Origin of the sequence: Vibrio sp. Isolate24 (assembly GCF_022398215.1) — a bacterium.
Lineage (GTDB): Bacteria > Pseudomonadota > Gammaproteobacteria > Enterobacterales > Vibrionaceae > Vibrio > Vibrio coralliilyticus_A.
This window is the reverse complement of the sequence record NZ_JAKEUU010000001.1, coordinates 1,737,443-1,763,456: the sequence shown is the minus strand read 5'-3', so window position 1 is coordinate 1,763,456 and position 26,014 is coordinate 1,737,443. Positions and strand designations below refer to the sequence as shown.

16 protein-coding genes are annotated in these 26,014 nt (G+C 46.1%); 3 read left to right on the top strand and 13 right to left on the bottom strand.

The genetic code is table 11. From position 1 onward, the window contains the following. Positions 1–16 precede the first annotated feature (16 nt). The 13 genes from L1D23_RS07780 to hemL form a co-directional block, all read right to left on the bottom strand. Positions 17–2,425 carry a N,N'-diacetylchitobiose phosphorylase gene (locus L1D23_RS07780; protein WP_239865211.1) on the bottom strand — a complete coding sequence of 803 codons (2,409 nt, stop codon included), beginning with the start codon at positions 2,423–2,425 and terminating at the stop codon, positions 17–19. Between the two features lie 88 nt (positions 2,426–2,513). Beyond that, a complete protein-coding gene (locus L1D23_RS07775; protein ID WP_239865210.1) occupies positions 2,514–4,421 on the bottom strand; it encodes a family 20 glycosylhydrolase in 1,908 nt (635 codons plus the stop codon). Between the two features lie 9 nt (positions 4,422–4,430). Further along, entirely contained in the window at positions 4,431–5,306 is an 876-nt protein-coding gene (locus tag L1D23_RS07770; protein ID WP_239865209.1) for an N-acetylglucosamine kinase, read from the bottom strand. Position 5,307: 1 nt separating this feature from the next. Then, positions 5,308–7,029 (bottom strand): glycoside hydrolase family 9 protein, encoded by a 1,722-nt coding sequence (locus L1D23_RS07765; RefSeq protein ID WP_239865208.1) that lies wholly within the window; start codon positions 7,027–7,029, stop codon positions 5,308–5,310. Between the two features lie 57 nt (positions 7,030–7,086). Next, positions 7,087–8,082: an ABC transporter ATP-binding protein gene (locus L1D23_RS07760; RefSeq protein WP_239837783.1), complete on the bottom strand. Its 996-nt coding sequence runs from the start codon at positions 8,080–8,082 to the stop codon at positions 7,087–7,089. Positions 8,083–8,123: 41 nt separating this feature from the next. Next, complete coding sequence (locus L1D23_RS07755) at positions 8,124–9,107, bottom strand: ABC transporter ATP-binding protein (protein WP_239837782.1); 984 nt, start codon at positions 9,105–9,107, stop codon at positions 8,124–8,126. A 2-nt stretch (positions 9,108–9,109) separates the two neighbouring features. Continuing rightward, positions 9,110–10,135, bottom strand: a complete 1,026-nt coding sequence (locus L1D23_RS07750; RefSeq protein ID WP_239865207.1) for an ABC transporter permease — start codon at positions 10,133–10,135, stop codon at positions 9,110–9,112. A 2-nt stretch (positions 10,136–10,137) separates the two neighbouring features. Next, complete coding sequence (locus L1D23_RS07745) at positions 10,138–11,124, bottom strand: ABC transporter permease (RefSeq protein WP_239865206.1); 987 nt, start codon at positions 11,122–11,124, stop codon at positions 10,138–10,140. 171 nt (positions 11,125–11,295) lie between these two features. Further along, on the bottom strand, positions 11,296–12,978 hold the full coding sequence (locus L1D23_RS07740; protein WP_239865205.1) for an ABC transporter substrate-binding protein: 1,683 nt from the start codon (positions 12,976–12,978) through the stop codon (positions 11,296–11,298). Positions 12,979–13,662: 684 nt separating this feature from the next. Then, entirely contained in the window at positions 13,663–17,049 is a 3,387-nt protein-coding gene (locus tag L1D23_RS07735; RefSeq protein WP_239865203.1) for a response regulator, read from the bottom strand. A 192-nt stretch (positions 17,050–17,241) separates the two neighbouring features. Then, positions 17,242–18,264 (bottom strand): 16S rRNA (guanine(1207)-N(2))-methyltransferase RsmC, encoded by a 1,023-nt coding sequence (rsmC, locus tag L1D23_RS07730; protein WP_239865200.1) that lies wholly within the window; start codon positions 18,262–18,264, stop codon positions 17,242–17,244. A 77-nt stretch (positions 18,265–18,341) separates the two neighbouring features. After that, positions 18,342–19,427, bottom strand: a complete 1,086-nt coding sequence (locus tag L1D23_RS07725) for an AI-2E family transporter (protein WP_239865199.1) — start codon at positions 19,425–19,427, stop codon at positions 18,342–18,344. A gap of 261 nt (positions 19,428–19,688) precedes the next feature. Then, positions 19,689–20,981: a glutamate-1-semialdehyde 2,1-aminomutase gene (hemL, locus tag L1D23_RS07720; RefSeq protein WP_239865198.1), complete on the bottom strand. Its 1,293-nt coding sequence runs from the start codon at positions 20,979–20,981 to the stop codon at positions 19,689–19,691. Positions 20,982–21,236: 255 nt separating this feature from the next. Between hemL and erpA the strand changes: the two genes are divergently transcribed. The 3 genes from erpA to L1D23_RS07705 all read left to right on the top strand — a co-directional run bounded on the left by erpA (position 21,237) and on the right by L1D23_RS07705 (position 25,966). After that, positions 21,237–21,578 carry an iron-sulfur cluster insertion protein ErpA gene (gene erpA / locus L1D23_RS07715; RefSeq protein ID WP_239837774.1) on the top strand — a complete coding sequence of 114 codons (342 nt, stop codon included), beginning with the start codon at positions 21,237–21,239 and terminating at the stop codon, positions 21,576–21,578. A gap of 182 nt (positions 21,579–21,760) precedes the next feature. After that, complete coding sequence (locus tag L1D23_RS07710) at positions 21,761–22,837, top strand: efflux RND transporter periplasmic adaptor subunit (protein ID WP_239865197.1); 1,077 nt, start codon at positions 21,761–21,763, stop codon at positions 22,835–22,837. 15 nt (positions 22,838–22,852) lie between these two features. After that, a complete protein-coding gene (locus L1D23_RS07705; protein WP_239865196.1) occupies positions 22,853–25,966 on the top strand; it encodes an efflux RND transporter permease subunit in 3,114 nt (1,037 codons plus the stop codon). The last annotated feature ends 48 nt before the right edge of the window (positions 25,967–26,014 follow it).

Sequence of the window (26,014 nt, the reverse complement as noted above, 5' to 3'; positions counted from 1 at the left end):
GAGGCTCATTGGGTAGTTAACCAAGCACAACGACGACGTTGTTTACGCTACCTTTTGGCTGTACGGGTATCGTGGCGCCAGACACTTTTTCTCCATTGACTAGGATCGATTTGACCCCTTTGCTCACTGAGTCTGGGTTCTCCACTTTGATGTTGTAGGTCGCCTCTAGCCATTGGCGAGTCACTTCAAAACCGGGCCAATCAGTTGGGATACATGGGTCGATCGTTAAGCCATCGAATCCTGTACGCACACCAAGAATAAAGTTGGTGACTGCGAAGTAAGCCCAGCCGGATGTCCCTGTTAGCCAAGGGTGGTTAGCTCGGCCATGATCTTGGTGATCGCGCCCCATAATGAATTGTACGTAGGAGTATGGTTCAGCGATGCGTTTTTCGATGATGTCGTTTTGGTTGTATGGATTGAGTGCGTCGTAGAATTTCATTGCACGGTCACCACGGCCTAGTTTCGCTTCAGCAACCCAAGCCCATGGGTTTGGATGCGAGAAGATGGCCCCATTCTCTTTTACGCCTTGGTAAACACGGGTTACAAAACCAATGTCGTCATTTGGTGTTGCAAAGGATGGAGAGTTGAGGTGTAAGCCGTATTCAGAGAATAGGTTCTCGTCTACGGCGTCCATCGCTTTTTCACCACGCTCTTGGGAGACCGCGCCTGAAAGTACGGCTAGTGTGTTCGACTCAAGGTGTACTCGGCCTTCTGTTTGTTGCGCGGTACCTATCTTGTCGCCATTCTTCGTCAGACCACGGATGTACCAACCGCCTTCGTCATCCCAAAGGTGGGTTTCACATGCTTCACGAACATTTGCTGCCATTTCCGTGTATTTCTCAACGTCGGCTTGTTTACCTAGGTATTTCGCTAGGTCGATGAACTCTTGCAGTGCCCAGAAGTGTAGGAACGACACCATTGAAGATTCACCACCCCCTAGGTTTAGGCAGTCATTCCAGTCTGCCCGCAGACCTTTACAGATACCAGTTTGACCCACGTATTCAGCTGAGAAGTCTAGTGCGGCTTTCATATGGTCATAAACGCTCGCGTCGCCGCCATCTGCGTAAGGGATCACTTCGTCAAAGAAGCTGTGCTCACCGGTTTCCATCACGTACTTACAGATGGTTGGAACTAGCCATAGATGGTCATCAGAACAGGTGTCTTCGATGCCGTGGATCTTGTCCTCGTCAGATGGAGTGGGGACAACCGTTGGTGATTTCGATGGTTTAACGTCTGCTTTTTCAGGATCAAACCAATCTGGATCGAATAGGTGTAGGCCGTACCCCGCTTTTACTTGGCCGCGCAGTAGGTCAACGATACGTTTACGCGTCATTGCCGGGTTGGCGTGAGGTACGGAAATCGCATCTTGCGCGGTATCGCGGTAACCAAGACCAGTGCGACCACCGACTTCGATGAACGACGCAAAGCGAGACCACACGACACAAGTTTCTGCCTGGTATAGCGTCCAAGCGTTGATCATTGTATCTAGGCCTTCGTTTGGCGATGTCACTTGGAACTTGCCACAACGCTCATCCCAGTGTGCTTTGATACCAGCGAATGCATTGTCGACTTCAGCAAGTTCTTGGTATTTAGCACGCAGACGCTCTCCGTTGCCTTTACCTATACCTAGAATGTAGGCAAAGCGTACTTCTTCACCAGGCTGGATAGTAAACTGCTTATGCAGAGAGCCGCAGTGGTTGTAACACGTTTGCGCGGTGTTGAAACATTGACCTTGTTCTACGGCTAGCGGGTTTGCTTCGTCGCGGTATAGACCTAGGAAACTGTCACGTTGGCCGTCGTATGAATCTGGGTCAAACGTCGAAGCTAGGTAGTAGAAACCTTCGGCATCGTTGGTATTGTAATACAGGTCGTACTCAATCACGCCCTCGTTGTAAGCCGTGCCTGCTGAGTACAGAGACATCTGATGGTTTTGGTTATCAGATTGAATGTGGCTGAATGAGAACTCAACAAATGAGAATGCGCTGATGGTACGTGGTTTGTCAGAGGTGTTTTTAATCACTACATCCCAGATTTCAGCATCTTCACCTTTTGGTACGAATAGTGTTTTGGTTGCGATAATGTCGCTGTATTCACATTTAAACTTAGAGTAAGACAAGCCATGACGAACTTCGTAGTTGGCTTCATCTAAGCTTTTTGCAACGGGTTGCCAAGAGATTGACCAGTAGTCCCCCGACTCATCATCACGCAGGTAAACGTAGTGCCCCGGGCGATCGAATGTTGCGTTAGGGCGGAATTTAGTAACACGGTTGTATTCTGGAGAGTTGTAGAATGAGTAGCCGCCCGCGTTGTGCGAGATAACCGTACAGAACCTCTCTGTGCCCAAATAATTTGTCCATGGTGCAGGGACATCAGGGCGAGTGATGACGTATTCGCGATTGTCGTTATCGAAATAGCCGTATTTCATGTTTTATTCCTTTTCCTACTGCCACTGAAGCCGTGGCCTAATATATATGCTAGAGAAAACTGCTAAGGGCTATGGCCGTCAGCAAAAGTTACTTCCAAGGGTTGCGATAATTGATGTGTTGCTTATCCAATAAAGATAAGTGGCCTTTCAGTCTTGCTTGATAGTCGTGCCAGTCGCGATGTTCTTTCATTGTCCAGCAAGCTTCCGCTAGTGCTGTGAGACGAGGGAACACCATATAATCAAGCCGTGGTTGATTGTGGATAAGTTCACACCATAGAGCGCACTGAATACCAAGAATGCGTTTACGTATTGGGTCCTCATCTGGAATATCCGCGAGGGGTTCATAGCGGTAGGCGCTTTCAAGTGGAATGACGTTTGCCCAGTCAACCCCCGGCTCTTCTGGTGCGTAATCTTGGGCCATATCTAAATAGGTGGACTGAGCTGGCTGAAGGATGACATCAAATCCTTGTTTCGCGCATTTGAGTGCAGCGTCTTCACTCAGCCATGAATAGATGACAGTATCTTTACTGACTTTGTCGCCATGTTGGGCTTCCTCCCAACCAACCATGCGTTTGCCGAGTGAGCGTAGCTTCTGCTCGGCATAGCGAAGCAGGTGTCCCTGCAGTTCTTTGCTATTTTGATATTCTTGCGTTTCCATCAGAGCTTGGCAGTTTGCGCTTTGTAGCCAGACACCGTCGGGCACTTCATCGGCGCCTATATGCACCCAAGGTGCAGGGAACAGCTGGGCAACTTCTTCGAGTACTTTATCGAGAAACTCATACGTACCAGGAATTGCAGGGGAAAGTACATTGTCGGTGTAATGTTGAATACTGCGAAATTCTGACTTATCGCTAGGGTCACAGAGCAATTCAGGCAATGCTTTAATCGCTGCGCGGCAGTGCCCGGGAATATCAATCTCTGGAATGACGGTGATTCCGCGCTCTTGAGCATAAACAATCACTTCACGCACTTGTTGCTGGGTATAGTAACCGCCATACATGCTAGATAGGTGGCTGAATTGAGGCTCAAGTGTCGCTGTTTGACCACGATGAGCTCCTACTTGTGTTAGCTGTGGAAATGCGTTGATTTCCAGCCTCCAGCCTTCATCATCGGTTAAGTGCCAGTGAAAAGTGTTGAATTTGTAATGAGCGAGTTGATTGATCAGCCTTTTGATATCTTCGAGCGGATGAAAGTGACGGGCGCAGTCAAGCATCATGCCGCGATATCTAAAGCGCGGTGTATCCACGACTTTGACATACGGAACCGAGAGTTGATGGTTTTCCTGCTTGATCAATTGCATTAAGGTTGCGCTCGCATGAACAAAACCAGCTGCTGAAGCGGATTCGAGCCGGATGCCTGTGGCAGAAACGAATAACTGATACTGGCCTTCATCGAGAGTAGGGTTATTGCGAAACAAAATTTCGCTTTGACCAATCGCTTTAGCTTGATAGCCATACAAAGTCTGGAGTTCGTCTTCGAGCCATGTTGCTGCTTTTTCAGCTTGAGCGGTTTGGAGAGTGATTTGACTGGCGGCAGATAAATAAAAAACGCCCTCCTGATAGCTAATATGATTAGGCATAGGTATCAGCGCATGTTCGGCCGCTGTGGTCGGAGATAACTGAGTACGTTCTTGGTAAGGGGAGGCGAGCACGATGGGTGTTATTGAAACCGGCAATTTAATGGCACCATGCTGGTTGAGCACTAATGCATCTTTCAACCCATCAGTATAGAAACGTAATGGGGCAGTATTGATGCTAAATTCGCAATAATAATGCTGATTGGCCGCCAAAGTGTGATTATCTGGTTCAACAACACAAAAGCTCCCTGTCTGCTTTATTTGCCCGTTACTGAAGCTATCGGGAAGGATGTATCGGTCAATGACAAACTGTAATTGCCAGTTCACTAGCGCTTGTTCAGATAGGTTGTGCAGGGTTAGACCAAACCGGCAGTAGTGTTTGTGTTCTGATAAGACAGTAAGGTCAATGCGATAGCTCATGATAACCTCTTAATACAAATTGTGTTCAGGCTTGCCTGCAAACATCAAGGCACCTTCAATCGCGTCGAGCTGTGGCTCAACAATCCATTGTTGGACAGGAGGAGAAAGCCAATCGTAAATGCGTTCTGCGATACTCCCCATTAAACAAATTCGTGTTGCTCCTTTGCGATGAAGAGCACAAATGAACATTTCGATATCTTCAGCAGTCTGCTTAAGCAGTGAAAGTGCTAATGGGTCAGCGCTTTTAGCGTAGTGAAATATTGTTGGTGAGAATTGGCCATAATCCCGAGGCAAGGCGTGTTTAGACCAGCTAACAATCTGATCAACATCGTTGGAGAAATGAGCCATCACCTTATGACATAGCGGAGTTTTCTCTTGAATACCATCCTCTGCTAGTAAGACTTTCTGGATTAGCCTTAGCCCCATAATTGCGCCACCGCCTTGATCGGAAATGGGAAATTCGCGACCACCAACGACATGTTGTTCGCTACCAGCCAAGTAAATGCCACACGATCCTGTGCCCGCTATCATGATGGCGCCACTATCTCCGTTGTGGGCGCCTAAGCAGGCACCATAAGCATCAGTATTGAGCACCAGTGAAGCAAAAGGGTGAGTAAGAGCCATGAAGTCATGCCAAGCGGATTTTTGTTCGGCTCCTGCAAGGGCTAAACCTAAGTGCATGTATTGGAAGTGGGTATGATCTAAGCCTGCACCTTGGGCGGCTTTGGAAGTCGCTTCGATAATGGAGTTCAGCGCAATGTCTACACCCAGCAAAATGTTGGCACTACCACTTTTGGCTTCGCCTAGTAGCTTTCCGTGTGGATCTCTGATGCGTACGCGACAGGAAGTGCCACCACCATCCACACCAACGTAATAATGCGTCATCTTAGTGATTCTCCGTGGATTGAAAATGCGTGTGTTGGGCGAGTATAGCTAGCAGGAACCATGCGCCATGAGGGAGCCATTGCTCACCCCAGCGCCAGTTCTGTAGCATGTCATCTTTGTGCTCATTAGGGTTAAAAGCGATCCCTTCGGCGTCATCAAATCTTGCAGTGATACCATTGCAAATACCGCCTTTGGCATTAAAGAAACCGAGATGGGGTAAGTAGTCAGGGTTGTTATGTCCATGACCATCTAACATACACATGTCATACGGATTTAACCCAAGAATCCAGTTAAGGGCGTGCTGTGAGAAATCAGTTAATGCTTGTTTGAGGTTGGTATCGGTTAAGTGAGTTTGAGCAAGGTATCCCATGCTGGCTAATGAGGCTAATCGAGCATTTTCTCCTTGCCACCAGTAACCACTCTCATTGTCTTGCGCGATGAAAAAAGAGTCACGCTTGCTTTGGCTGATCCCTTTGACGTACTGACGAGGATAGCCGAATGGGTTGGCGACTTTATGGGTAATAGATAACTCGAAATGGCAAGCTTGTGTGAGCGTTGCTAAGACGGATTCATACAAATCTGAACGGTTTTCAATCTCTAAATATTGGCACAACGCAATCGCGGGTAACCCAGCTTCGGCTGCATGATAATAAGGTCTAGAGCCATCGCTGTTGGCCGACCAGAAGTGCTGAATGTAAGCATCAGAGTGTTGGCGCTGTGTGAGACGTTGAGCCCAGTCGCGACTTTCCTCTAAATAGTGAGTATTGAGTGTGGTCTTATAAAGCTCGGTTGAGGCGAGCAAAGCGCAATACTCATCAATGATATTTTCTTCACCATCATCAAGGTAGTAGCGATTGCACTCTTTGAGGTGCTGGTAGCCTAATTCAGCAGTATGGAGGTATCGTTGAGTGCTGAATTCTCCTTCTTTACCTAATCGGGCGGTGGCTGCCAACGCTGCAATGCTCGCTCCTGCGCCTTGGCGGAAGCCCGCTTGAAAATCCTCTGATTTATGGCCTTCTTGTGTGGTGTAGGCACAAATTTCGCGTTGCTCTGGATCTTTTGACCACTTATCAAATACCGTTGTGTAGAAATAACCGGACTTATGCTGCATTCTGACCAAAAAATCAGCACCAAATAGAGCTTCTTCTTCCATCCTTGAGCGAGTGTAGGAAGCCAAGCTAGTACTGGATTGGCTCAACTCGAGGCCTTTAAGAATATTCCAAACCACAATTGGAATCTGTTGAGGATTGAGGTAGTTAGCATAAGAAAGGTGGCTTAGATATTTGCTGACATCACCTGATGCGTCATACCAACCGCCACTGACATCCACGCGTTCTTCAGTATTGAACAGTGGAACACTTTGATCCTGACGATCGTAGATGCCGCTGCAGCGTTGGGATTTTAAATAGTGCAGTACGTCTGAAAGCGTTGACGTTAGAAGTCTATCTTTTGCGATGGAGAAGATCTCAGACTGACTGTTATCAAAAGTGAGGTAGTAGCGCCCAGCTTTCTGAATGTTAGAAAAATCAATGCGAAAAAAATATCCCTGGTGCCAATTTGCGACTCGAGTGCCAGTCTCGACATCCAGTGACGCAACAGTCTGATGACTATCTGCACACACCAAAAGGGCAGTGGAAGATGGTAGGTTGGGTACATCTGCCATCAGAATAGCCTGTTTTGGTCCCAGGGATTCATAACCAATGTGGTTAGTAAGTAGCAGCATTGAAATCTCCGAGTGAGTTAGGTGAAGCCAGTCACTCTTGCTGACTTCGATATTGTTTTAGTGTTGGTACAAGTAACAGCGCACAAAGTGGTTGTCTGACAGTTGAGTGACTTCCGGAAGCTGCTCACGGCATTGACTAGTGGCATGTTGGCAACGTCCAGCGAAAGGGCACCCTAGAGAACTTGGAGTCCAAAGAGGGATTTCGCCCTTATTGCCTTTTAACTTTTCGTGAATTGATTTGCTTGGATCTGGTACTGCTGAGACCAATAGCTGGGTGTATGGATGCTGAGGGTTGTGAATTATCTCTTCGGTGTCCCCCCATTCAACCATATGGCCCACATACATCACGGCAAGATCTTCGGCAATGTAACGAGCTGTAGCGATATCGTGAGTGATATAAAGCAGTGACATCTGCTTCTCAAATTTCATTTCTTCCATTAAGTTGAGCACACCAGCTCGAATCGACACATCCAGCATTGATGTTGGTTCGTCGGCTAGTACCACCTCTGCACCCACCGCGATGTTGCGCGCAAGATTAACCCTTTGGCGTTGCCCACCAGATAGTTGGTGGGGAAATTTCTGAGAGGTTTCTTTAGGCGGGATCAGCCCGACTTGTTCGAGTAGATCGTAAACACGCTCTTCAAGCTCCTTCTTATTACCAGGCTTCACTTTTTTGTGAATCAGTAATGGACGGGCAATGTGGTGAAAAATGTTGTGGGTTGGATTTAAAGATCCAAATGGGTCTTGCCACACCATCTGAACCCCTTCTCGGTAAGCCATCAGATCAGATCGAGAATCAATCGTTTTGATATCTCTTCCTTTGTATTCAATGGTTCCAGATGTCGGGGCATACATTTTTGCGATCATTTTGGCTGTGGTTGATTTACCTGAACCAGATTCGCCGACCACTGAAAGGCCACGACTTTTATACATTCTGAATGATACGTCGTTGATTGCACGCATCATGGGTTGTTGTAGTGCATTGCTGTTAATCGGAAAATCCTTAACTAGATTTTTTCCTTCGATTAGTAGTTCGCCAAATTCTTTGCTCATCATTCTCTCCAGTATTTTTACTTTGTTGTCTCGTGCCAGCGCTAGAGTTTGGCTTGGGCGATAGGTTCGCCATAAAGGTGGCAGTTTGAGAAACGATTTGGCTCTATTTGTTTCAGTTGAGTTGGTATCTTGGTACAGGTTTCATGTACGCGATCACAGCGAGCTTGGAATCGACAACCTTGGGGGATTTCAAGCAAGTTAAGCGGATTACCTGGAATACCAGTTAACTTAGTTTTAGGGCCAGTTAATGGAGGGAAAGAGCTACCTAGTCCTTTGGTATATGGATGGTACGGGCTCTCGAGAATTTGCTTTGATGGAGCAACTTCGATTAATTCACCCGAGTACATGATGCCAATGCGATCAGAAAACTCGACCATCAAAGAAAGGTCATGAGTAATGAATAAGATTGAGAATCCAAACTCTTCTTTCAGAGCGTAGATTTTCTGTAAAATCTCGCGCTGAACGACCACATCTAACGCCGTAGTGGGTTCGTCCATGATGATCATTTTAGGGTTGAGTGCCAAAGCAATTGCAATAACTAAACGCTGGCGCATACCACCGGAGAACTGATGTGGATAATCTGTCAGTCGACTTGGATGAATATCGACGATTTCCAACAAGCCTTCAGCACGATTACGAGCTTGTTCTCGTGTCATATTGGTATGGCGCATGATCACATCGCAAAACTGCTCTTCCATCGGAAGAACGGGGTTTAATGCGTTCATGGCGCTTTGGAAAACCATTGACATTTCACTCCAACGAAAGGCCTGCATACGCTCATCGCTGTAGTTGAGAATGTTCTCACCATTGAAGATAACTTCACCGCCAGTGATAAATGCGGGTGGCTTATGTAGGCGCATCAGTGAGAAGGCCACAGTGGATTTTCCGCAACCTGATTCTCCGGCCAAACCGAAGACTTCACCAGGCGCGATATCAAAGCTGACATTGTTGCAAGCACGGACGTCGCCAGCTGCCGTAATATAGTCAACACATAGGTTACGGATAGAAATGAGTGGTGCTGTCATGATTATTTATCTCCGCTCCAAAGTGCACTTTGTGGGGCCAATTCTGGCTCACGTTCTTTTTTGTCTTGCTGAGCAAGTTTTTTCCAGCGCTTCATCCCTTTGTGAGATCGCAGCTGTGGATTGGCGATTTCATCGACCGCGAAGTTGAGTAAGGCCAAGCCAGTAACGAGTAGGACTAGAGCAGCACAAGGGGCAAACAGTTCCCACCAAGCGCCAATCAGCATTGAAGATGAGGTCTGAACGTTGTAGAGCATGATGCCCCAACTCACCGTATTCGGGTCGCCTAATCCAAGAAATGAGATTGTTGCTTCCATCATGATGGCGTACATAACCGAACCGATAAAACTTGCACCGACAATCGGGATAAGGTTAGGTAGGATCTCTACAAAGATGATTCGCCATGATGATTCACCAAGTACCTCTGCCGCTTTAACAAACTCTTTTTCTCGTAAAGCTAAGGTTTGCGAGCGAACGACTCGCGCTCCCCAAGCCCAAGCTGTGAGGCCAATGATCATCGCAATGGTTAATGGACCCGCTTCGCCAATAAAGGCCGCGAGAACGAACAATAGTGGGTATTGTGGAATGACCAGCATGATGTTCATCGCTGCGGTTAGGATGTCATCGATACGTCCCCCGAAGTAGCCTGCAGAGATACCAATCACTGTGGCGAGAAAACACACGGTGATACCGGCACCAAAACCTACGGCGAGAGATACTCGCGCACCATGGATAAATTGAGACCAGACATCACGTCCCATGCGTGTTGTACCGAGAGTGTGATCCGCTTTTTTTGACATCAGCAGGGTTCGGCGGTCTGTGGCAAGGTTTTCTGCTACCCAGCCATCTGGGTTGGCTTGAGCAGCCTTAACAACAAAAGCAGGATATTCATGCGGGTTACCTGTACGTTTATCAGGCGCGTGTTTACTGAGTAGCGGCGCAGCAAGAGCGATGAACAGAAAAACACTGATGATGATGCTACCAACCAAAGCGATTGGGTTACCTATGATGAGTTTGATGAATCCCTTCATGATTATTTACCTCCCTTACGTAGGCGAGGGTCGAGTACAACGTAAAGCATGTCAGCCAGTAGGTTAAAGAACAGCATAAACAGCGTCATGATCAGTAATTGACCTTGAAGCACCTGATAATCACGGGCTTTGATTGCATTGAACAGTACCGAGCCTAGGCCTGGGTAGTTGAAGATGATTTCGATGATGAGCTGGCCACCAATAGCCATACCTAATGCCATTGATAAAGCGGTAACACTCGGTAATAAGGCGTTACGGGCGGCATAGTTGAACACGACGCGGTTCTCGCTCAATCCCTTGCCTTTAGCCATGGTGATGTAATCTTCAGCGAGAAGGTTAATCATGTTGTTTCGCATGTTAACGAGGAAGCCACCTATTTGGACAACAGATGCGCAGAATAGGGGTAAGACTGCGTGATAAGCTACGTCTTTGATGAACGCCCAGCTTGTCCAGTCAGGTAAAGTACCAGCGGTGTACGCATACCCTGTAGGGAACCATTTCAAACCAATAGCAAAGATGAACATGGCGAGCATGGCTATCACCACTTGTGGTACAGCTTGGATGATTAGCATTCCAGGAGTGATGAAGGCATCGTACTTACTGCCTCGTTTCCAAGCGGCATAAATACCGAGAATAGAACCTAATGAAAAAGATAAAACAACGGCGGTACCCGCAAGAAAGAGTGACCAGCCAAAAGCACTTCCTAGCAACTCATTCACAGATAAAGGGTAAAACTGAATCGATGTTCCCAGCTCCCAGCTGAGAATGTTCTTCATGTACGCGATGTATTGAACAAATAGTCCACCATCAACAAAACCGAGCAGTTCTTTCATCGCGGCAATGCGCTCTGGGGTCACTTGTACTGATGCATTTGCGAACATCATGGTGACCGGATCGCCCGGCATCGCCCGGGGAATAATAAAATTAAGTGTTGCTGCAACTAATAGTGCGACAAAATAAAATGACAAACGTCTTAAAAAATAGCCCATAACTTACACCTTACTGACCCAGATATTTCCTGTTTCTGGTTTCAGGTCGCTCCTAGCGAAAAGCCAAAATTGAGAGCGAACAATCCCCTGACGACTGGCGCCATACTTTAAATAGTCAAAAGCTTGGGGGATAAAGCGGTGCACGGGATGTGCACCGCAAAGATTGAACGCTTACTTAACTGGTTTTAGGTCCAGTACGTGAAGTAGACGCTCAGGGATACCAGCCCAAATGTTTGGACGGCCCTTCGGATTGTCTTTATTCCACCAACCTGTGAAGCGTGTTGTGTTGTACTGATACATGTAGGCACCAGACATAACAGGCACGGTCACTTGGTCTGCGGCGATGATTTGCTGGATACCATGAGCAATTTCTAGCTGCTCACTCTTGTCAGCGGTTTTGTAGAAGCTGTTAAGAAGTCCATCAAGTTTATCGTTTTTGTAGAAGTGCATAGCAAAGCGAGGCATGCCGTCACCAGATTGCAATGATGAGTTGTATGCACTGTTCCAGTAAGTATATGGATCTGCACCGTGGAAGTAGTTGGTGTACGATACGTCGTATGTTCCTTCCAACATAGCTTGATTGTAGACAGAGAAATCAGGTGTACGTGCTTTCGCTTTAATCCCCACTTCGGCCAGCTGTTCAACTGCCAGTTGAACTGTGTTGTTGAAGTCTGTCCAACCATTTGGTGACTGAATTAGCAGCTCAAATGATTTGCCAGATGGGGTATCGACGAAACCATCATTGTTGACATCTTTAAAGCCAGCTTTGTTGAGAAGATCTTTAGCGCCCTTGACGTTGTATGTGTTGTATGTTTTGTACTTGTCGTGAACTTTTTCATCTGACCAAGCTTCAAAGGCATAGCCGAGGCCAGAGGCAAAGTCATTCACTGTGCCACCACCGTAGAAGGCAATATCGATGATAGTCTGACGGTCTAGAGCCATTGAGAATGCACGGCGAAAATCGACATTAGTTAATGCTTCGTTTTTCGCGGCGTCTGGGTTCTTAAAGTTAATCACGAATGCTTGAGTACCTGCTGGTGGGTACCAGTACTGGTGATTTGGACTAGAGGCTGCGTAGGTGCGGTCAATATCTGGAATGAAAGATGATGTCCAATCCATTTCGCCGTTAACCACTTTACCTAGGAACTGATCGTTGTTTGCAATTTGAGGCACGCGAAGACAATCGACTTCTAGGTTGTCGGCATCCCAGTAGTTTGGATTGCGACACTGGATGTACAGTTGCGCAGTGAAGGTATCGATCTCAGTGAAAGGGCCTGAACCAACAGGATTTTCATTGGTAAAAGTGGCTGGATCTTTTACGTCTTTCCAAACGTGTTCAGGAACAACAGGTACCTTGGCAATTTCGTAAGGAACGTTTGAGTTCGCTTCAGTTAGGCGGAACTTAACTTGGTAGTCATTCAGCTTTTCAACGCCAGCTACCCATGAGTTGATACCACTTTGGTCAAGCTCTGGCTTTTCTTTAACTAAATTAAAAGAGTAAACCACGTCGTTCGCATCAAATGCCTCACCATCTGACCACTTTACCCCTTTGCGAATGTCAAACGTTACGCTCATAAGATCGTCAGACATTTTGAAGTTTTCTGCCAAACGGAATACTGGTGTGTTGCCGTGCATTTCATTAAATACAACAAGGGGTTCGTATAGAAAGTCCGTTGTTGTGTGTAGGTTAGTGGCACCTAGGAATGGGTTAAAGTTGCGTACAAAAGTGGTGAATTCTTTAGGGTGTACTGTTAATTCACTGCGCTCAGCAGCCGTTGCGACAGAAGTAAACCCAGTTGTCGCGGTTGCAATAATTGCTGTAGCTAGTGCAGTTTTTTTTATGTTGGCAAGCATAGCTGTTCCTTACTATTTGCTTTCATTTCACTGTATGGAAGTTGATGGTTCTTAATAAATAGACATTTCCTAAACACCTACCTCAATCTTCATTCCCTCATACCGAAGGAGTCGAGGGTATTGAGTGGCCTGTAGGCCTTAGGCAAGTTAAGAAAACACCTTTACGTTAAATTTGGCAATTAGCTTTCTCGTTAAAAACGTTAAAAAGTACCCAAACAACGTTAATAACGTTGATTCGTCCTTTTTTTAGTCTGTTGTTGACGTATTGTTAAATTTGAGTTCACTCGCACTATTTACTGATCTTAAAATTGAATGTGAGTATTCACTAACTCCTTGTGGTTTTATTTTTAAGGTCTGTCTTTGATTTGGTTTGTATGTGAGATCATTATCACTAGTGTTAGGGAGGGTTAATTTATAGTGAAAAATTAATTCTGCCGTCTTGTTGTGATTATGTTCGCAAACTGAATTCTTTTCTTTAAATCCTGGTGAAGTAACGGCCCTTTTCTCTATTAAGTTGATTTGAATTGTCAGTCTTTGCTAGGGGAATATGAGTTGTTTTATGTTGTGTAAAAACTCTTTACTCCCTTTTGGGCTCAGTGGCCGACGTGCGTAAGGTGTATGCCGATAGCTTGGTTTAGGCAATAAAAAAGCCCGTTTCCGGGCTTAATCAATAGACTGGGTTGTTTAGCTGGTGAGAAGGTGTTGAAGCTTGTCACGAAGGTTTTCAATATGGGTTCGCTCAGGGCTCATCTCTTTACAGTGTTCCAAAATGTACTCTAATGAGCTCAACACGGTTCGCCAGCGAGGTGTTTTAGGCAACGTCTCGACTCGTAGATATTTATCTAGAGTTCGAGTTTGTAATGTACTGCGGTCAAGGTACACTCGCCACAAACCACTTTGCTCTGCAAATGCAAACTTACTTTGGCCCGTGACACTTTCCCAGTAATTCAGGGCACTTGTCATGGAATCGACCAATACTTCACGCATAATTTCCTGTTTGGACTTATTATCCGTTGTGACGCGGTCGGCCAAGCGTGTGAACTCACCTCCGAGTTCTTTTAATTCCTGAAGTTTGGCTTTGTCGCCTTCGAAGGCATAGCTGGAAAGCGCTTCAATGGCTGTTTCAAGATTGGTAATGCGTGCTGCATTCACACCGCCACCGACATCGAAAATATACATGGATTTCAGCCCAGAACCCTCGGGAAGCTTTAGAATATCCGCAGATAAATGCTGACGAACATCTTCCACGTATATATCAATGACTCCACAATAATGCGGCTGTTCTACATTAAGGTATTTGGGTGCGATAAGTTCATCGGCGCTGGAGCGTCTAAGCTGCTCAGTTGTGCGCTTAAATAGTCTTGAGGCCGCGTCATTGGTGAAACGGACTTTATTATCATCACGCACACAGATAATGGCTTCTGGGGCAGACTCTAACTGTTCTAGTAATCGTCCTTGGGTTTCCAGCAGGCTAGCTTCAACCATGGCGCGCTGTTTAAGCTCATTTTGTAATTGTTGATTTTCAATTCTGCGCTGCTCCGCCTTACTGGCGGTTAAGTGTGCGGTTATTCGAGCGGCGAGTTCCTGTTTATTGAATGGCTTTGATAAGTAATCGTTCGCTCCGGCTTCAAAACCACGTACACGATCGTCAGGCTGATTTAATGCAGTCAGCATAATGACAGGTAATTGAGCGTGGTCGTAATCTTGTCGAAGCGTTTCGCACACTTGATAGCCGCTCATACCCGGCATCATGATATCGAGCAATAAAAGTTCGGGCTTCTCTTCTCGAACTGAGCCAATCGCTTCTTCCCCATTGTTAGCCGTACGTACTCGGTAACCTTCTAAACGGAGGAAGCTGTCTAACACACGTAGGTTGACCGGTTCGTCATCCACAATCAATAACAATGGCCCTTCGGGGTTTTCAGGCAAATTTGAACTCTCTATGAGTTCAAGATTATTGCTCTCCGGTGCAACGAAGTGAGCGTTCTCAATATCGTTGATTTGAGCGATCTGCTCTACTGATGCGATTGGTAGAGTGAAGCTGAAAGTGGTGCCGACCATTGGCTGGCTGCTCACATAGAGCGTACCTTGCATCAAATCAATTAACTGTCGGCTAATGGATAGGCCTAACCCTGCCCCTTGTCGATAGCGGCTGCTGTCGCTACCCGCTTGAATGAGTGGCTCAAAGATATGTTCAAGTTGATCGGCTGGTATACCTTGGCCAGTATCGACAACTTGTACGCGGATATTATCATCAACCTGAGTGGCAGATATGACGATTTTGCCTTCACTGGTGTACTTAATGGCATTGCCAACCAAGTTATACAGTACCTGCTCAAGACGTTGTGGATCCGCACTGACCCAAAGAGGATCGGTAGGAACTTGGTTGATAATGCGAATTGGCTTGTTACCGACAAGGTGAGAAGACAGCTCCAAAACCAATCGTGTTGCGCCAGAAATGTCCACTGCGCGGGTTTCGATATCCAGATTACCATAACGCATTTTGTGATAATCAAGTAAATCATCGACTAAGGTTGCCAGCCTTTGACCACTACTGATGATGATATCAAGTTGATATTTGTGGCTGGCGGTGATGGGGCCATTCGCACCTGAAATCAGGGCTTCAGCAATCCCTACCATGCCATGCAAAGGCGTGCGTAATTCATGGGAAGTTGTGGCAAGAAACTCGTCTTTGAGTTTGTTGGCTAGCTGTAATTCATCATTTTGCTTCTGAATCAGTTTTAGATTGCTTTCCAGTTCTTCATTTTGCTGTTTGATGAGCTGCATTTTGTCACGGATGGAGCGTTGCATACGTTCAAAGCTCACCGCGAGACGACCAATTTCATCTTTACGCTCGGTATTGATGATATCGGTGTCAAGGTCGCCTGCAGAGACTTTCTCTGCAGCCCAAGTCAATTTAAGAAGCGGTGCGGTAATAAAGTTGGATAAGTAATGCGATGCCGCGACTACCAGTACAATTGCACATAACATGGCGAAGATGAAGAGGGTTTCGAGCTGATTCACTCGAGCAAAGGCTTCTTTTTCTGGAACTTCAACCACAATTGCCCATTCTACACCTTTGAAAGATATCGGGCTGTAAGCGGCAATAGTCGCTTCTCCAACTGTATTGATGTAAGTACCTACTTCCGTTCTTCCTGATAGCGCTAAGTCTACGACTTCGCGACTTTTGTCGATGTCTTCTTGCTCATAAGCCATGGTGCGTGAACGATGGTCGGCACCTACCAACAAGGTTTTCATAGCCGAAGCATTGTTGGTATCAGCGATCAGCTTAGTGATGCCATTATTCGGTAAGCGGAACATGGCATAGCTATGGAGGTAACCTTGCTGAATTATGGGCGCACCTAGCCAAGCAACGGGTTTCCCTTTATCCATTTCAAAATCAGAAATGATAACAGGGGTATAATCTTCATTGGTTTTACGCTTTTCGGTGACTTGAGTTTTGAGCTTATGGAAAGTTTTGCCTAGGTTGCTATCGCGGAAACGACCAGTGAGGAGATTAGTACCGTAGTTATCGTGTTTGTAGATCGAATAGGTGACATTACCTTCTAAATCAACTAGGAGGACGTCGTCAAAGTCAGAGCGTTTGAGAAGCTCTAGGTAAGCACGATGGTAGCGTTTATGCAGTAGGCGGTAGCGTTCAGTACCACTATAAACCTTAGACTGAGGAAGAATGGATGTTTTTATTTGATCGCCTGAACCTTGAATATAACGTCGTTGGGCATAGTCACGTGCTTGTTCAATATCTAATCCTAAGCTACGAAAAGCATTGACCAATCCATAAAAGCGTCCACCGCTCGCATAAGCCAATTCTGAACGAACGAAACCCATGACTTCAGATTCTTTTGCATACATATAATCGACGACTTGTTGCTGTTTGCTGTCGCGTACTGAGAGCAAGTGCGAAGTGCTTTGTTCTTGTAGATCTTTGGTGTGAGATTGTAAAAAGAAGATAGCGATAATGGTGAGAGGGGTAATGCTGAGCACCAAAAACGCTAGCATCAAAGTATGTTGCAGGCGCTTGAATCTTTGTTTTCGATACAACTTAAACATGAGCTAACGAGACTTTCCGTAATCAAGATAGGCATACAATGCCCAAGTAAAATGTCACTTTCCTAGAATGACAAAATTAACGAGTTTTTTTACTTTGACAAGTAAGTCTGATTTAAAGCGTGGAGGGATGCGCAAATTTAGCGTAGCGGAGTGAGATAAGCCCGATATACAGGTTTGAATCGGGCTAGCTAGTTATTTCTTCGCGTAATAAATCGCGAATTTATTGGTCTTATTTAGCGTCTCGCAATTACCAAACGCTTGTTGAATAATGGGTGGGTATTTGAGGAAACTATTCGCCACAATCAGTAACTGCCCCTGTGTATTCAGGTACTTTGGTGCATCAGCTAACAAGGTTTCTGTCGCACTGTAACTGGTATCTAGCCCTGCATGGAAAGGAGGGTTGCTGATAATGAAGTGGTAATCATTGCTAGTGTCAGAGTAAATATCAGAGGAAAATACGCAACCTTTCAATCCGTTGGCTTCTAAAGTAGCTTTGCTTGACTCGACCGCCAGTGCGCTGATGTCACACATTTCAAGTTCGATGCCTGAATTGATGGTGGCCATGACTGAGCCAATCACACCGGCTCCACAGCCAAAGTCGAGTACTTTCCCGGTCAAGGATGGCAGTGTATCAAGGAGCAGTTTACTGCCCACATCAAACTGACCGTGGCTGAATACCCCAGGTAGGCTTTTTATTGTCAAGTCGTGGCCTTGGTAGCTGACTTGATACTGCTTAAACCAGTCTTTGAGGTTAAACTGGGCGGGCTGTTCAAGGCATTGTCCCCAGTAAAAAGAGCATCGCCTTGCTGAGTCAAACTTATTAATTGGGCCATAAGCTTTAAACATCTTTTCAATGCTTTTTACCCCTGAACGGTTTTCGCCGACGACCACAATTTCCGTGCCTGGACCTAGCTTGGCGAATAGCATTGCCAGCAAAAACTCCGCTTCTGCTTTCGCTTTTGGCCAGTAAAGTAAGATCATATCTGCTTGAGTTGGCTGATCAAATTCAGCACCAAATACAGTCGTGAGCTGAGTGTAGGATTCTAGCTGACGGTAGTAACCATAGTGAGTTGTGAACACAGTAACGGATTCACAATGTTTGGTAAGTTCAACCGGAAATAGATCTTCTGATTCTCCGGCGACGAGAACATGCTTGCCTGCAAAGTAGGCGAGCTGTCGTTGTGCGATTTGGCTTGGGGCAATGTAAGCAGACATAGTGAACTCTGACAGAAAAAGACGGGGGATTTTCGCATAATCCCCCACATTCTTGAAGTTTTCCTGTTTCCTAGATCTTAGTTCTGATCTTGTTCATCAAGGAAGTCTTTAAACTCTTCCTCATAAATATTAAATAGCACCATAGTAATGGCGAAAATCAGTGGGCCGTAGATAAGGCCAATTAAACCGAATAAATGAAGACCACCTAACAAAGAAAAGAAGATCATTAAGGTGTTCATGCCTGCACTGCCTTGCATGAGCAATGGTCTTAGCAGGTTATCGATTGAACCAACAACCGCCACACTCCAAATAGTGAGGAATATTGCCCAGCTTGTGTCTCCGGTCAGAAATAGGTAAGCCGCGGCCGGAATCCAAATTAGGGCTGTCCCTACAACCGGTATAAAAGAAGCAAAACCCATCATCGTACCCCAGAATAAACCGGGAAAGCCTGCGAGCCACATACCGATACCCCCAGCGACCCCCTGTGCAATCGCTGTGAGAAAAGATCCCATTACCGCGGATTTTGAAACTTGTTCAACTTCATCCAGCAGCTTGTCTTCTTGGCTGCGCGAGAGTGGCAAAATATGGCGAATCGCCGCGATGATTTTGTCGTGATCGCGAAGTAAGAAGAATAAAACAAATAACATCAGGAAAAAGTTGAGTAGGAAGTTAGTCGCATCTCCCAGTATTTTGGCACTGATACCGACAAGGTTAGAGCCAAATGACGTTGCAAATTGGGCGACTTTCTGGCCGATTTCTTGAGGTTGAACTTCATCAAAAGGTAAGTAGGTGTTGATGAGTGACAAACCTTTAATGACCCAATGATGTTCAAATAACGCTTGGATACCACCGTGAGTTACCCATTGATAGACATTTTGCGAAAAGGAGGAGCCTTGTTGAACGATCGCGGCAAAAACAAACAGTAAAGGCAGTACTATGATGACAGTGAGTAAGGTACAGGATAGTAGTGAAGCGAGGTTTCTGTAATTTGGCATCCGGTTCTCAATCCATTCATGAATCGGAAACATGAGCAGTGAGATGATAAACGCCATCACAATTGAGTTGATGTAAGGTTCAACTAATAAGAAACATGCAAGGCCAGCAGCAAGCAGGGCAATAATCAACACTCTATGACTGGAAGTTATTTTGAGTTTTTCTGACACGTTAGTTGTCCAATGATTCGTCGCGATAGAAGTATAATGGCCGCAAAACACTGCGTCTTCAATGTAAAATCAAAATGTTATCAGCGGAGGGTAAAAATTATGGGCTGTTGTAACGATAAAAAAGCTTGTGGCGGGAGTACAAAGCAGAAGCGGAAGATACCATGGTTTTCTGTGATTATGATTTCTCTCTTAGTGTTAGTGATCGTGAACTGGCAATAAAAAGGCTGCAATTGCAGCCTTTTTGTTAGTTAAAAGAGGTTATTACGCCTCTTTAGCCAGAATGGCAAGACAGCGATCGGCCGCTTCTAAAGTTGCGTCAATCTCTTTACTGCCGTGTGCTAATGAAGTAAAACTCGCTTCAAATGCAGACGGTGCTAAATAAACCCCGTGTTCTAGCATTAGGTGGAAGAAGCGCTTAAAGCGTTCGATATCACACTTAGTCACGTCTTCGTAGCAAGTTATTTCTTGTTGGTCAGTAAAGAAGAAACCAAACATACCGCCAACTTGGTTAACCACCATTGGAATCCCGTGTTGTTCCGCTAGAGCTTTAAAACCTTCAGCCAGTTGTTTGGTTTTTGAAGCAAGGCGTTTTTCGTTGCCTTCCTCTTTCAGTAAGCTCAGACAAGCGTAACCCGCAGCCATCGCTACTGGGTTGCCAGATAAGGTACCTGCCTGATAAACCGGGCCTGTTGGCGCAATGTATTGCATCACGTCTTTACGGCCACCAAAGGCACCCACAGGCATACCGCCACCGATAACTTTACCAAGCGTGGTGATATCTGGCTTAATGCTGTAATGACCTTGAGCACCTCCTAAGGCGACACGGAAACCTGTCATAACTTCATCAAAGATCAGCAGTGCGCCTTCTTCATCACAGATTTGACGCAGGCCTTCGTGGAAACCTGCGACTGGTGGGATACAGTTCATATTGCCCGCGACGGGTTCAACGATGATACAAGCGATCTCGCCTTTATTGGCAGTAAAAAGCTCGCGAACCGAATCCAAGTCATTAAACGTGGCTGTGAGCGTGTGCTTTGCAAAATCCGCAGGAACACCTGGTGAGCTTGGTTGACCAAGTGTTAATGCGCCAGAACCTGCTTTAACCAACAAACTGTCGGCATGGCCATGGTAGCAGCCTTCGAACTTGATGATTTTATCGCGACCGGTGAAGCCACGTGCAAGGCGGATGGCACTCATTGTGGCTTCTGTACCTGAACTCACCATGCGGACTTGTTCCATGGATGGTACCAGCTCAGAAACCAGCTCTGCCATTTGGATTTCCATTTCAGTTGGTGCACCAAAGCTTAGACCACGCTGCGCTGCTTCAATCACGGCTTCACGAATGACTGCGTGGTTATGGCCAAGGATCATCGGGCCCCAAGAGCCAACATAATCAATGTAAGCTTTACCATCAGCATCGAAAATCAACGGGCCATCTGCGCGTTCTACAAAGATAGGTGCACCGCCAACGCCGTTGAAAGCACGTACTGGAGAGTTAACGCCACCAGGAATGGTTTGTTGTGCTTTTTCGTAAAGCTCTGCTGATTTGGTCATGGATATATCCTCTTCTGATTGCTCGGACCAATTTGGCTGGCATTGTACCTGCCGATTCCGGTTCAAGAAAACGCTTTGCGCCACATTATGGGCAGTTTTCCATCAGGAAGGCGGTGTTTTTGTGAAAAAAAGCCGTCAGAGGTGGCGAATACTTGAACGGATAACTCAGGTATTAGATAATGACACGATTATACAAAGATGATTTATCCAATCCTGCTGAGAGCGATTGGATTTACACGAGTGAGAGAGGTCATCGTGAGCGAATTAAATATCCCACTAACATTTTCAGATGCAGCGGCACAACGTGTTGGTGCGCTCATTGCTGAAGAAGAAAACCCGAACCTAAAGCTACGTGTTTATATCACGGGTGGCGGTTGTAGTGGTTTCCAGTACGGTTTCACCTTTGATGAAAACGTTAATGATGGTGATACAACCATTGTTAATAGCGGTGTGACACTCGTCGTTGACCCGATGAGTTTACAGTACCTAGTCGGTGGTCAGGTTGATTATACTGAGGGTTTGGAAGGTTCTCGTTTCTTCGTCAATAACCCTAATGCCACGACAACGTGCGGATGTGGCGCTTCATTTAGCGTCTAACGTAAAAGTCTAATTTGAAGAGCCGCGCTAAGTCGCGGCTTTTTAGTCTCTGCATATTCTATGCAACTAGGTCAGAACTGAGACCTCGGCTAGATTACTGTCCAACTGTATTTTATTTTTTATTGGTTAATTAATATCCTGAGCTTATCAAAGTTGGTGCTTTTACTCAGCAAAGGATTGTTATGGGCAGATTCTCACTTCTCCGCTTTCTCGCGGTCAGACCTTATATAGTGTCACTATTTATCATTCTACTTCTGTCTATTTGGCTCGGGCTAGGAACACTCAAAGCCGATGATGGTCAAGCAAATCATCAGGAAGAGGGAGTGCCGCTTGCCAAAGTCGCTTTCCAAAACTTTACAGCTCAAAATACCCACAAATCGATTGATTTATATGGTCGAACAGCACCAGATAAGCAAGCCCAACTGGGTGCTGAAATTGCAGGGAAAATTATTGAAATCAAAGTGCGCAAAGGCTCCAGTGTTAAACAAGGCCAAGTGATTGCTTTAATTGATAAAGGTGATCTCGAGATTCAACTTGAGCGAGCAAAAGCCATGCTTAAAGTGCGTGAGAAAGAGTACAAAGCGGCTCAATCATTGAAAAATAAAGGTTTGCAAGGTGAAGTCGCTTTTAGTAATGCCGAGGCTGCCTTGGTTGAAGCTCGAGCCATGGTGAGTAATGCGAACATCGCATTGAGAAATACAGCGGTGACAGCTCCGTTTAGTGGCATTGTCGATAGTTTATCGATTGAATTAGGTGACTTTGTTGGGGTTGGCGATCCAGTGGCGACATTGATCGACCTTAGCAAAATTGTTATTGAAGCGGATGTCAGCGAGCGCCACATTCAAGACTTGACCCTTAACCAATCAGCATCAGTCAGTTTTATTGGTGATGAAACGCTGGAGGGAAAAGTACGTTACATTTCACGGGTATCTTCTCCTTCTACTAATACTTTCCCGATTGAAATCGTGTTACCCAACCCACAGCAGCAGATTCCCGCAGGGATTAGTGCCGAGGTTGAGCTGAGTCTGAAACAGCAATTGGCGGTGAAAGTGACCCCTGCGATGTTAGCACTGGATGATTCGGGCAACCTAGGAGTCAAAACATTAGTGGATAAACGCGTTCATTTTGTTCCGATTCAGCTAGTCAAGGCTGAGCAGGATGGTGTGTGGCTGACAGGCTTGGGTGAGCAGGTCAGTATTATCACCACAGGGCAAGGCTTTGTGCGAGATGGCGATCGAGTTATCGCTGTCGAACAGTAATAATAAGGAGTCATTATGTACGCCTTAATTGATGCGGCCTTATCCCGCACTCGAACCATGCTAGTGCTGCTCGTTTTCGTCCTGATCGCTGGCGTTATGACTTACCTGACGGTACCGAAAGAGTCCAGCCCGGATATTACCATTCCAATAATCTATGTCTCCGTGGGGCATCAGGGAATTTCGCCGACCGATGCCGAGCGTCTCTTGGTTCGTCCGATTGAGCAGGAGTTACGTTCAATTGAAGGGGTTAAGGAAATGACCTCAACCGCTTCAGAAGGGCATGCTTCCGTGCAGTTAGAGTTCAGCGTCGGTGTGGATTTGAATAAAGCCATGGCGGATGTACGAGAAGCGGTTGATTTAGCAAAACCAAAACTACCGGAAGACAGTGATGAACCGACGGTCAATGAGGTGACGTTTGCTTCAGAAGAGCCAGCGCTAACGGTGGTTTTGTACGGTACCGTACCTGAGCGCACCATAGTGCAAATTGCCCGTCAACTCAGAGATAAGCTGGAGAGTTTTCGTCAGATCTTAGAAGTCGATATCGCTGGTGACAGGGAAGACATAGTCGAGATCGTTGTTGATCCTTTATTGATGGAAAGCTACGGATTAGACCAAGCGGATATCTATAACTTGATTGCTCTTAACAACCGAGTTGTGGCGGCAGGATTTGTTGATACCGGTTATGGCCGCTTCTCGGTGAAAGTCCCCTCCGTATTCGACTCGTTAAAAGATGTTCTTGAGTTGCCAGTTAAGGTTGATGGGAAACAAGTGATCACTTTCGGTGATGTCGCAACGGTGCGCAGAGCGTTTCGCGATCCTGAAAGCTACGCACGTCTTGACGGTAAATCGGCGATTGTTTTGGATGTGAAAAAGCGCGCCGGTGAAAATATCATTGAGACTGTCGCTTTGATCAAGAAGGTGATGGAGGAAGGACAAAAACGCGCCGATTGGCCGAATAATTTGCAGGTCAAATACACTTGGGATCAGTCTAAAGACGTCAAAATGATGCTCAATGATCTGCAAAACAATATTTTGTCAGCGATCATTCTAGTTGTTGTGGTGATCATCGCAATCTTAGGTGTCCGAACGGCCTTATTGGTGGGCGTTTCCATTCCTGGTTCTTTCCTCACGGGGCTATTGGTGCTTTCTGTATTTGGCCTGACGGTTAATATCGTAGTGCTGTTCTCTCTGATCATGGCGGTCGGTATGCTGGTGGACGGGGCAATTGTGGTGACAGAGTTTGCGGATCGGCGCATGCAAGAAGGCACGCCGCGTCGAGATGCATACCGGGATGCTGCTAAACGCATGGCATGGCCTATTACCGCGTCTACTGCGACAACTTTAGCGGCATTTGCGCCGCTCTTGTTCTGGCCAGATATTACTGGCGAGTTTATGAAATACCTGCCTTTGACACTGATTGCGACATTGGCTGCGTCATTGGCGATGGCATTGTTGTTTGTTCCTGTACTGGGCGGTTTGATTGGTAAGCCACAACATGTGACTAAACAGCAACGTGAGAAAATGGTCGCTCTGCACGACGGAGACTTTTCCAAGGCCACCGGGCTCACCAAGCTGTATTATGAAACGCTTAAACTGGCTTTACGCCACCCGCTCAAAATTCTATTAAGTGCGATTTTACTTGCTGTGGGAGTTGGTTTCACCTATGCCAAAGCGGGCTTAGGCGCGGAGTTCTTCCCTGAAGTGGACCCACCATTTTTTACTGTAAAAGTGCGTTCTTATGGCGATCTGTCGATAAACGAGAAAGACGTCATCATGCGTGATATCGAGGCAGTAATGCTTGGTCATGACGAATTTGAAAGCGTTTATACCAAAACGGGTGGGGATGATGAAATCGGGCAGATTCAGATCACGCCAGTGGATTGGCAATATCGCCGTAAAGTGAAGACCATTATTGATGAACTAAAGCAAACAACCGACCAATATGCTGGGGTAGAAATCGAGTACAAGTTCCCAGATGCTGGGCCGCCTGTGGAGCATGATCTGGTTATTGAAATGTCGACACGTATTCCTGGAGAACTAGATCGCGCGGCTAAAATGGTTCGTCATTGGGCAGATGCGTACCCTGCTTTCACCAATATTAGTGATACATCGAGTAAAGAGGGGATTGACTGGCAGATAGATATTCGCCGAGATGACGCGTCCCGATTCCTAGCTGATGCCACCTTAGTTGGTAACACGGTTCAGTTTGTCACCAATGGACTTAAGCTGGGGGATTACTTGCCAGATGATGCCACGGAAGAGGTCGATATTCTGGTGCGTTACCCAGAAGATAAGCGTGATATTGGCCGTTTCGATCAGCTAAAAGTCAAAACTGCAGCGGGTATGGTCCCTATCACCAATTTTGCCAGCATCATTCCCGATCATAAGCAGGACACTATTCGTCGTATAGACGGGCATAGAGTGATCAATATATTTGCCGACATGAAAGAAGGTTACAATTTAGCGTTGGAACTACCGAAAATCGAAAAGGACTTGGCTGAAATGGATTTACCTGAGGGGGTAGAGTTTAGGATACGCGGTCAGAATGAAGAGCAAGAGAACTCTTCAGCTTTCTTAAAAAAAGCATTTTTGGTTGCACTCGTCGTGATGGCACTGATATTGATCACTCAATTTAATAGTTTTTATCAGGCATTTTTGATCCTCAGTGCAGTGCTATTCTCTACCGTTGGTGTGTTTGTCGGCCTACTTATTTTTCAAAAGCCGTTTGGTGTCATTATGTCGGGGATAGGTGTGATTGCTCTGGCGGGTATCGTCGTGAATAACAACATTGTTTTGATTGATACCTACAATCAGCTTCTTAAGCGAGGTTTGGATAAACGAGATGCAATTTTAAGGACTGGAGTACAGCGCTTACGTCCTGTTTTGTTAACGACAGTGACGACCATTCTTGGTCTTTTGCCAATGGTGCTAGAAATGAATATCGACCTGATTAATCAGAAAATCGAATTTGGTGCTCCGAGTACCCAGTGGTGGTCGCAATTGGCGACTGCCGTTGCAGGAGGACTAGCGTTTGCAACGGTACTAACGCTGGTATTGACGCCCTGCTTACTCATGCTTGGACGACAGCATAAGGTCGAGGAAAGTGCAAATATTGTCCTAGAAGAGTAGCTCAGCTTCGTAAGGCTAAATGGAAAATGTCCCTTGAACACCAGCTCG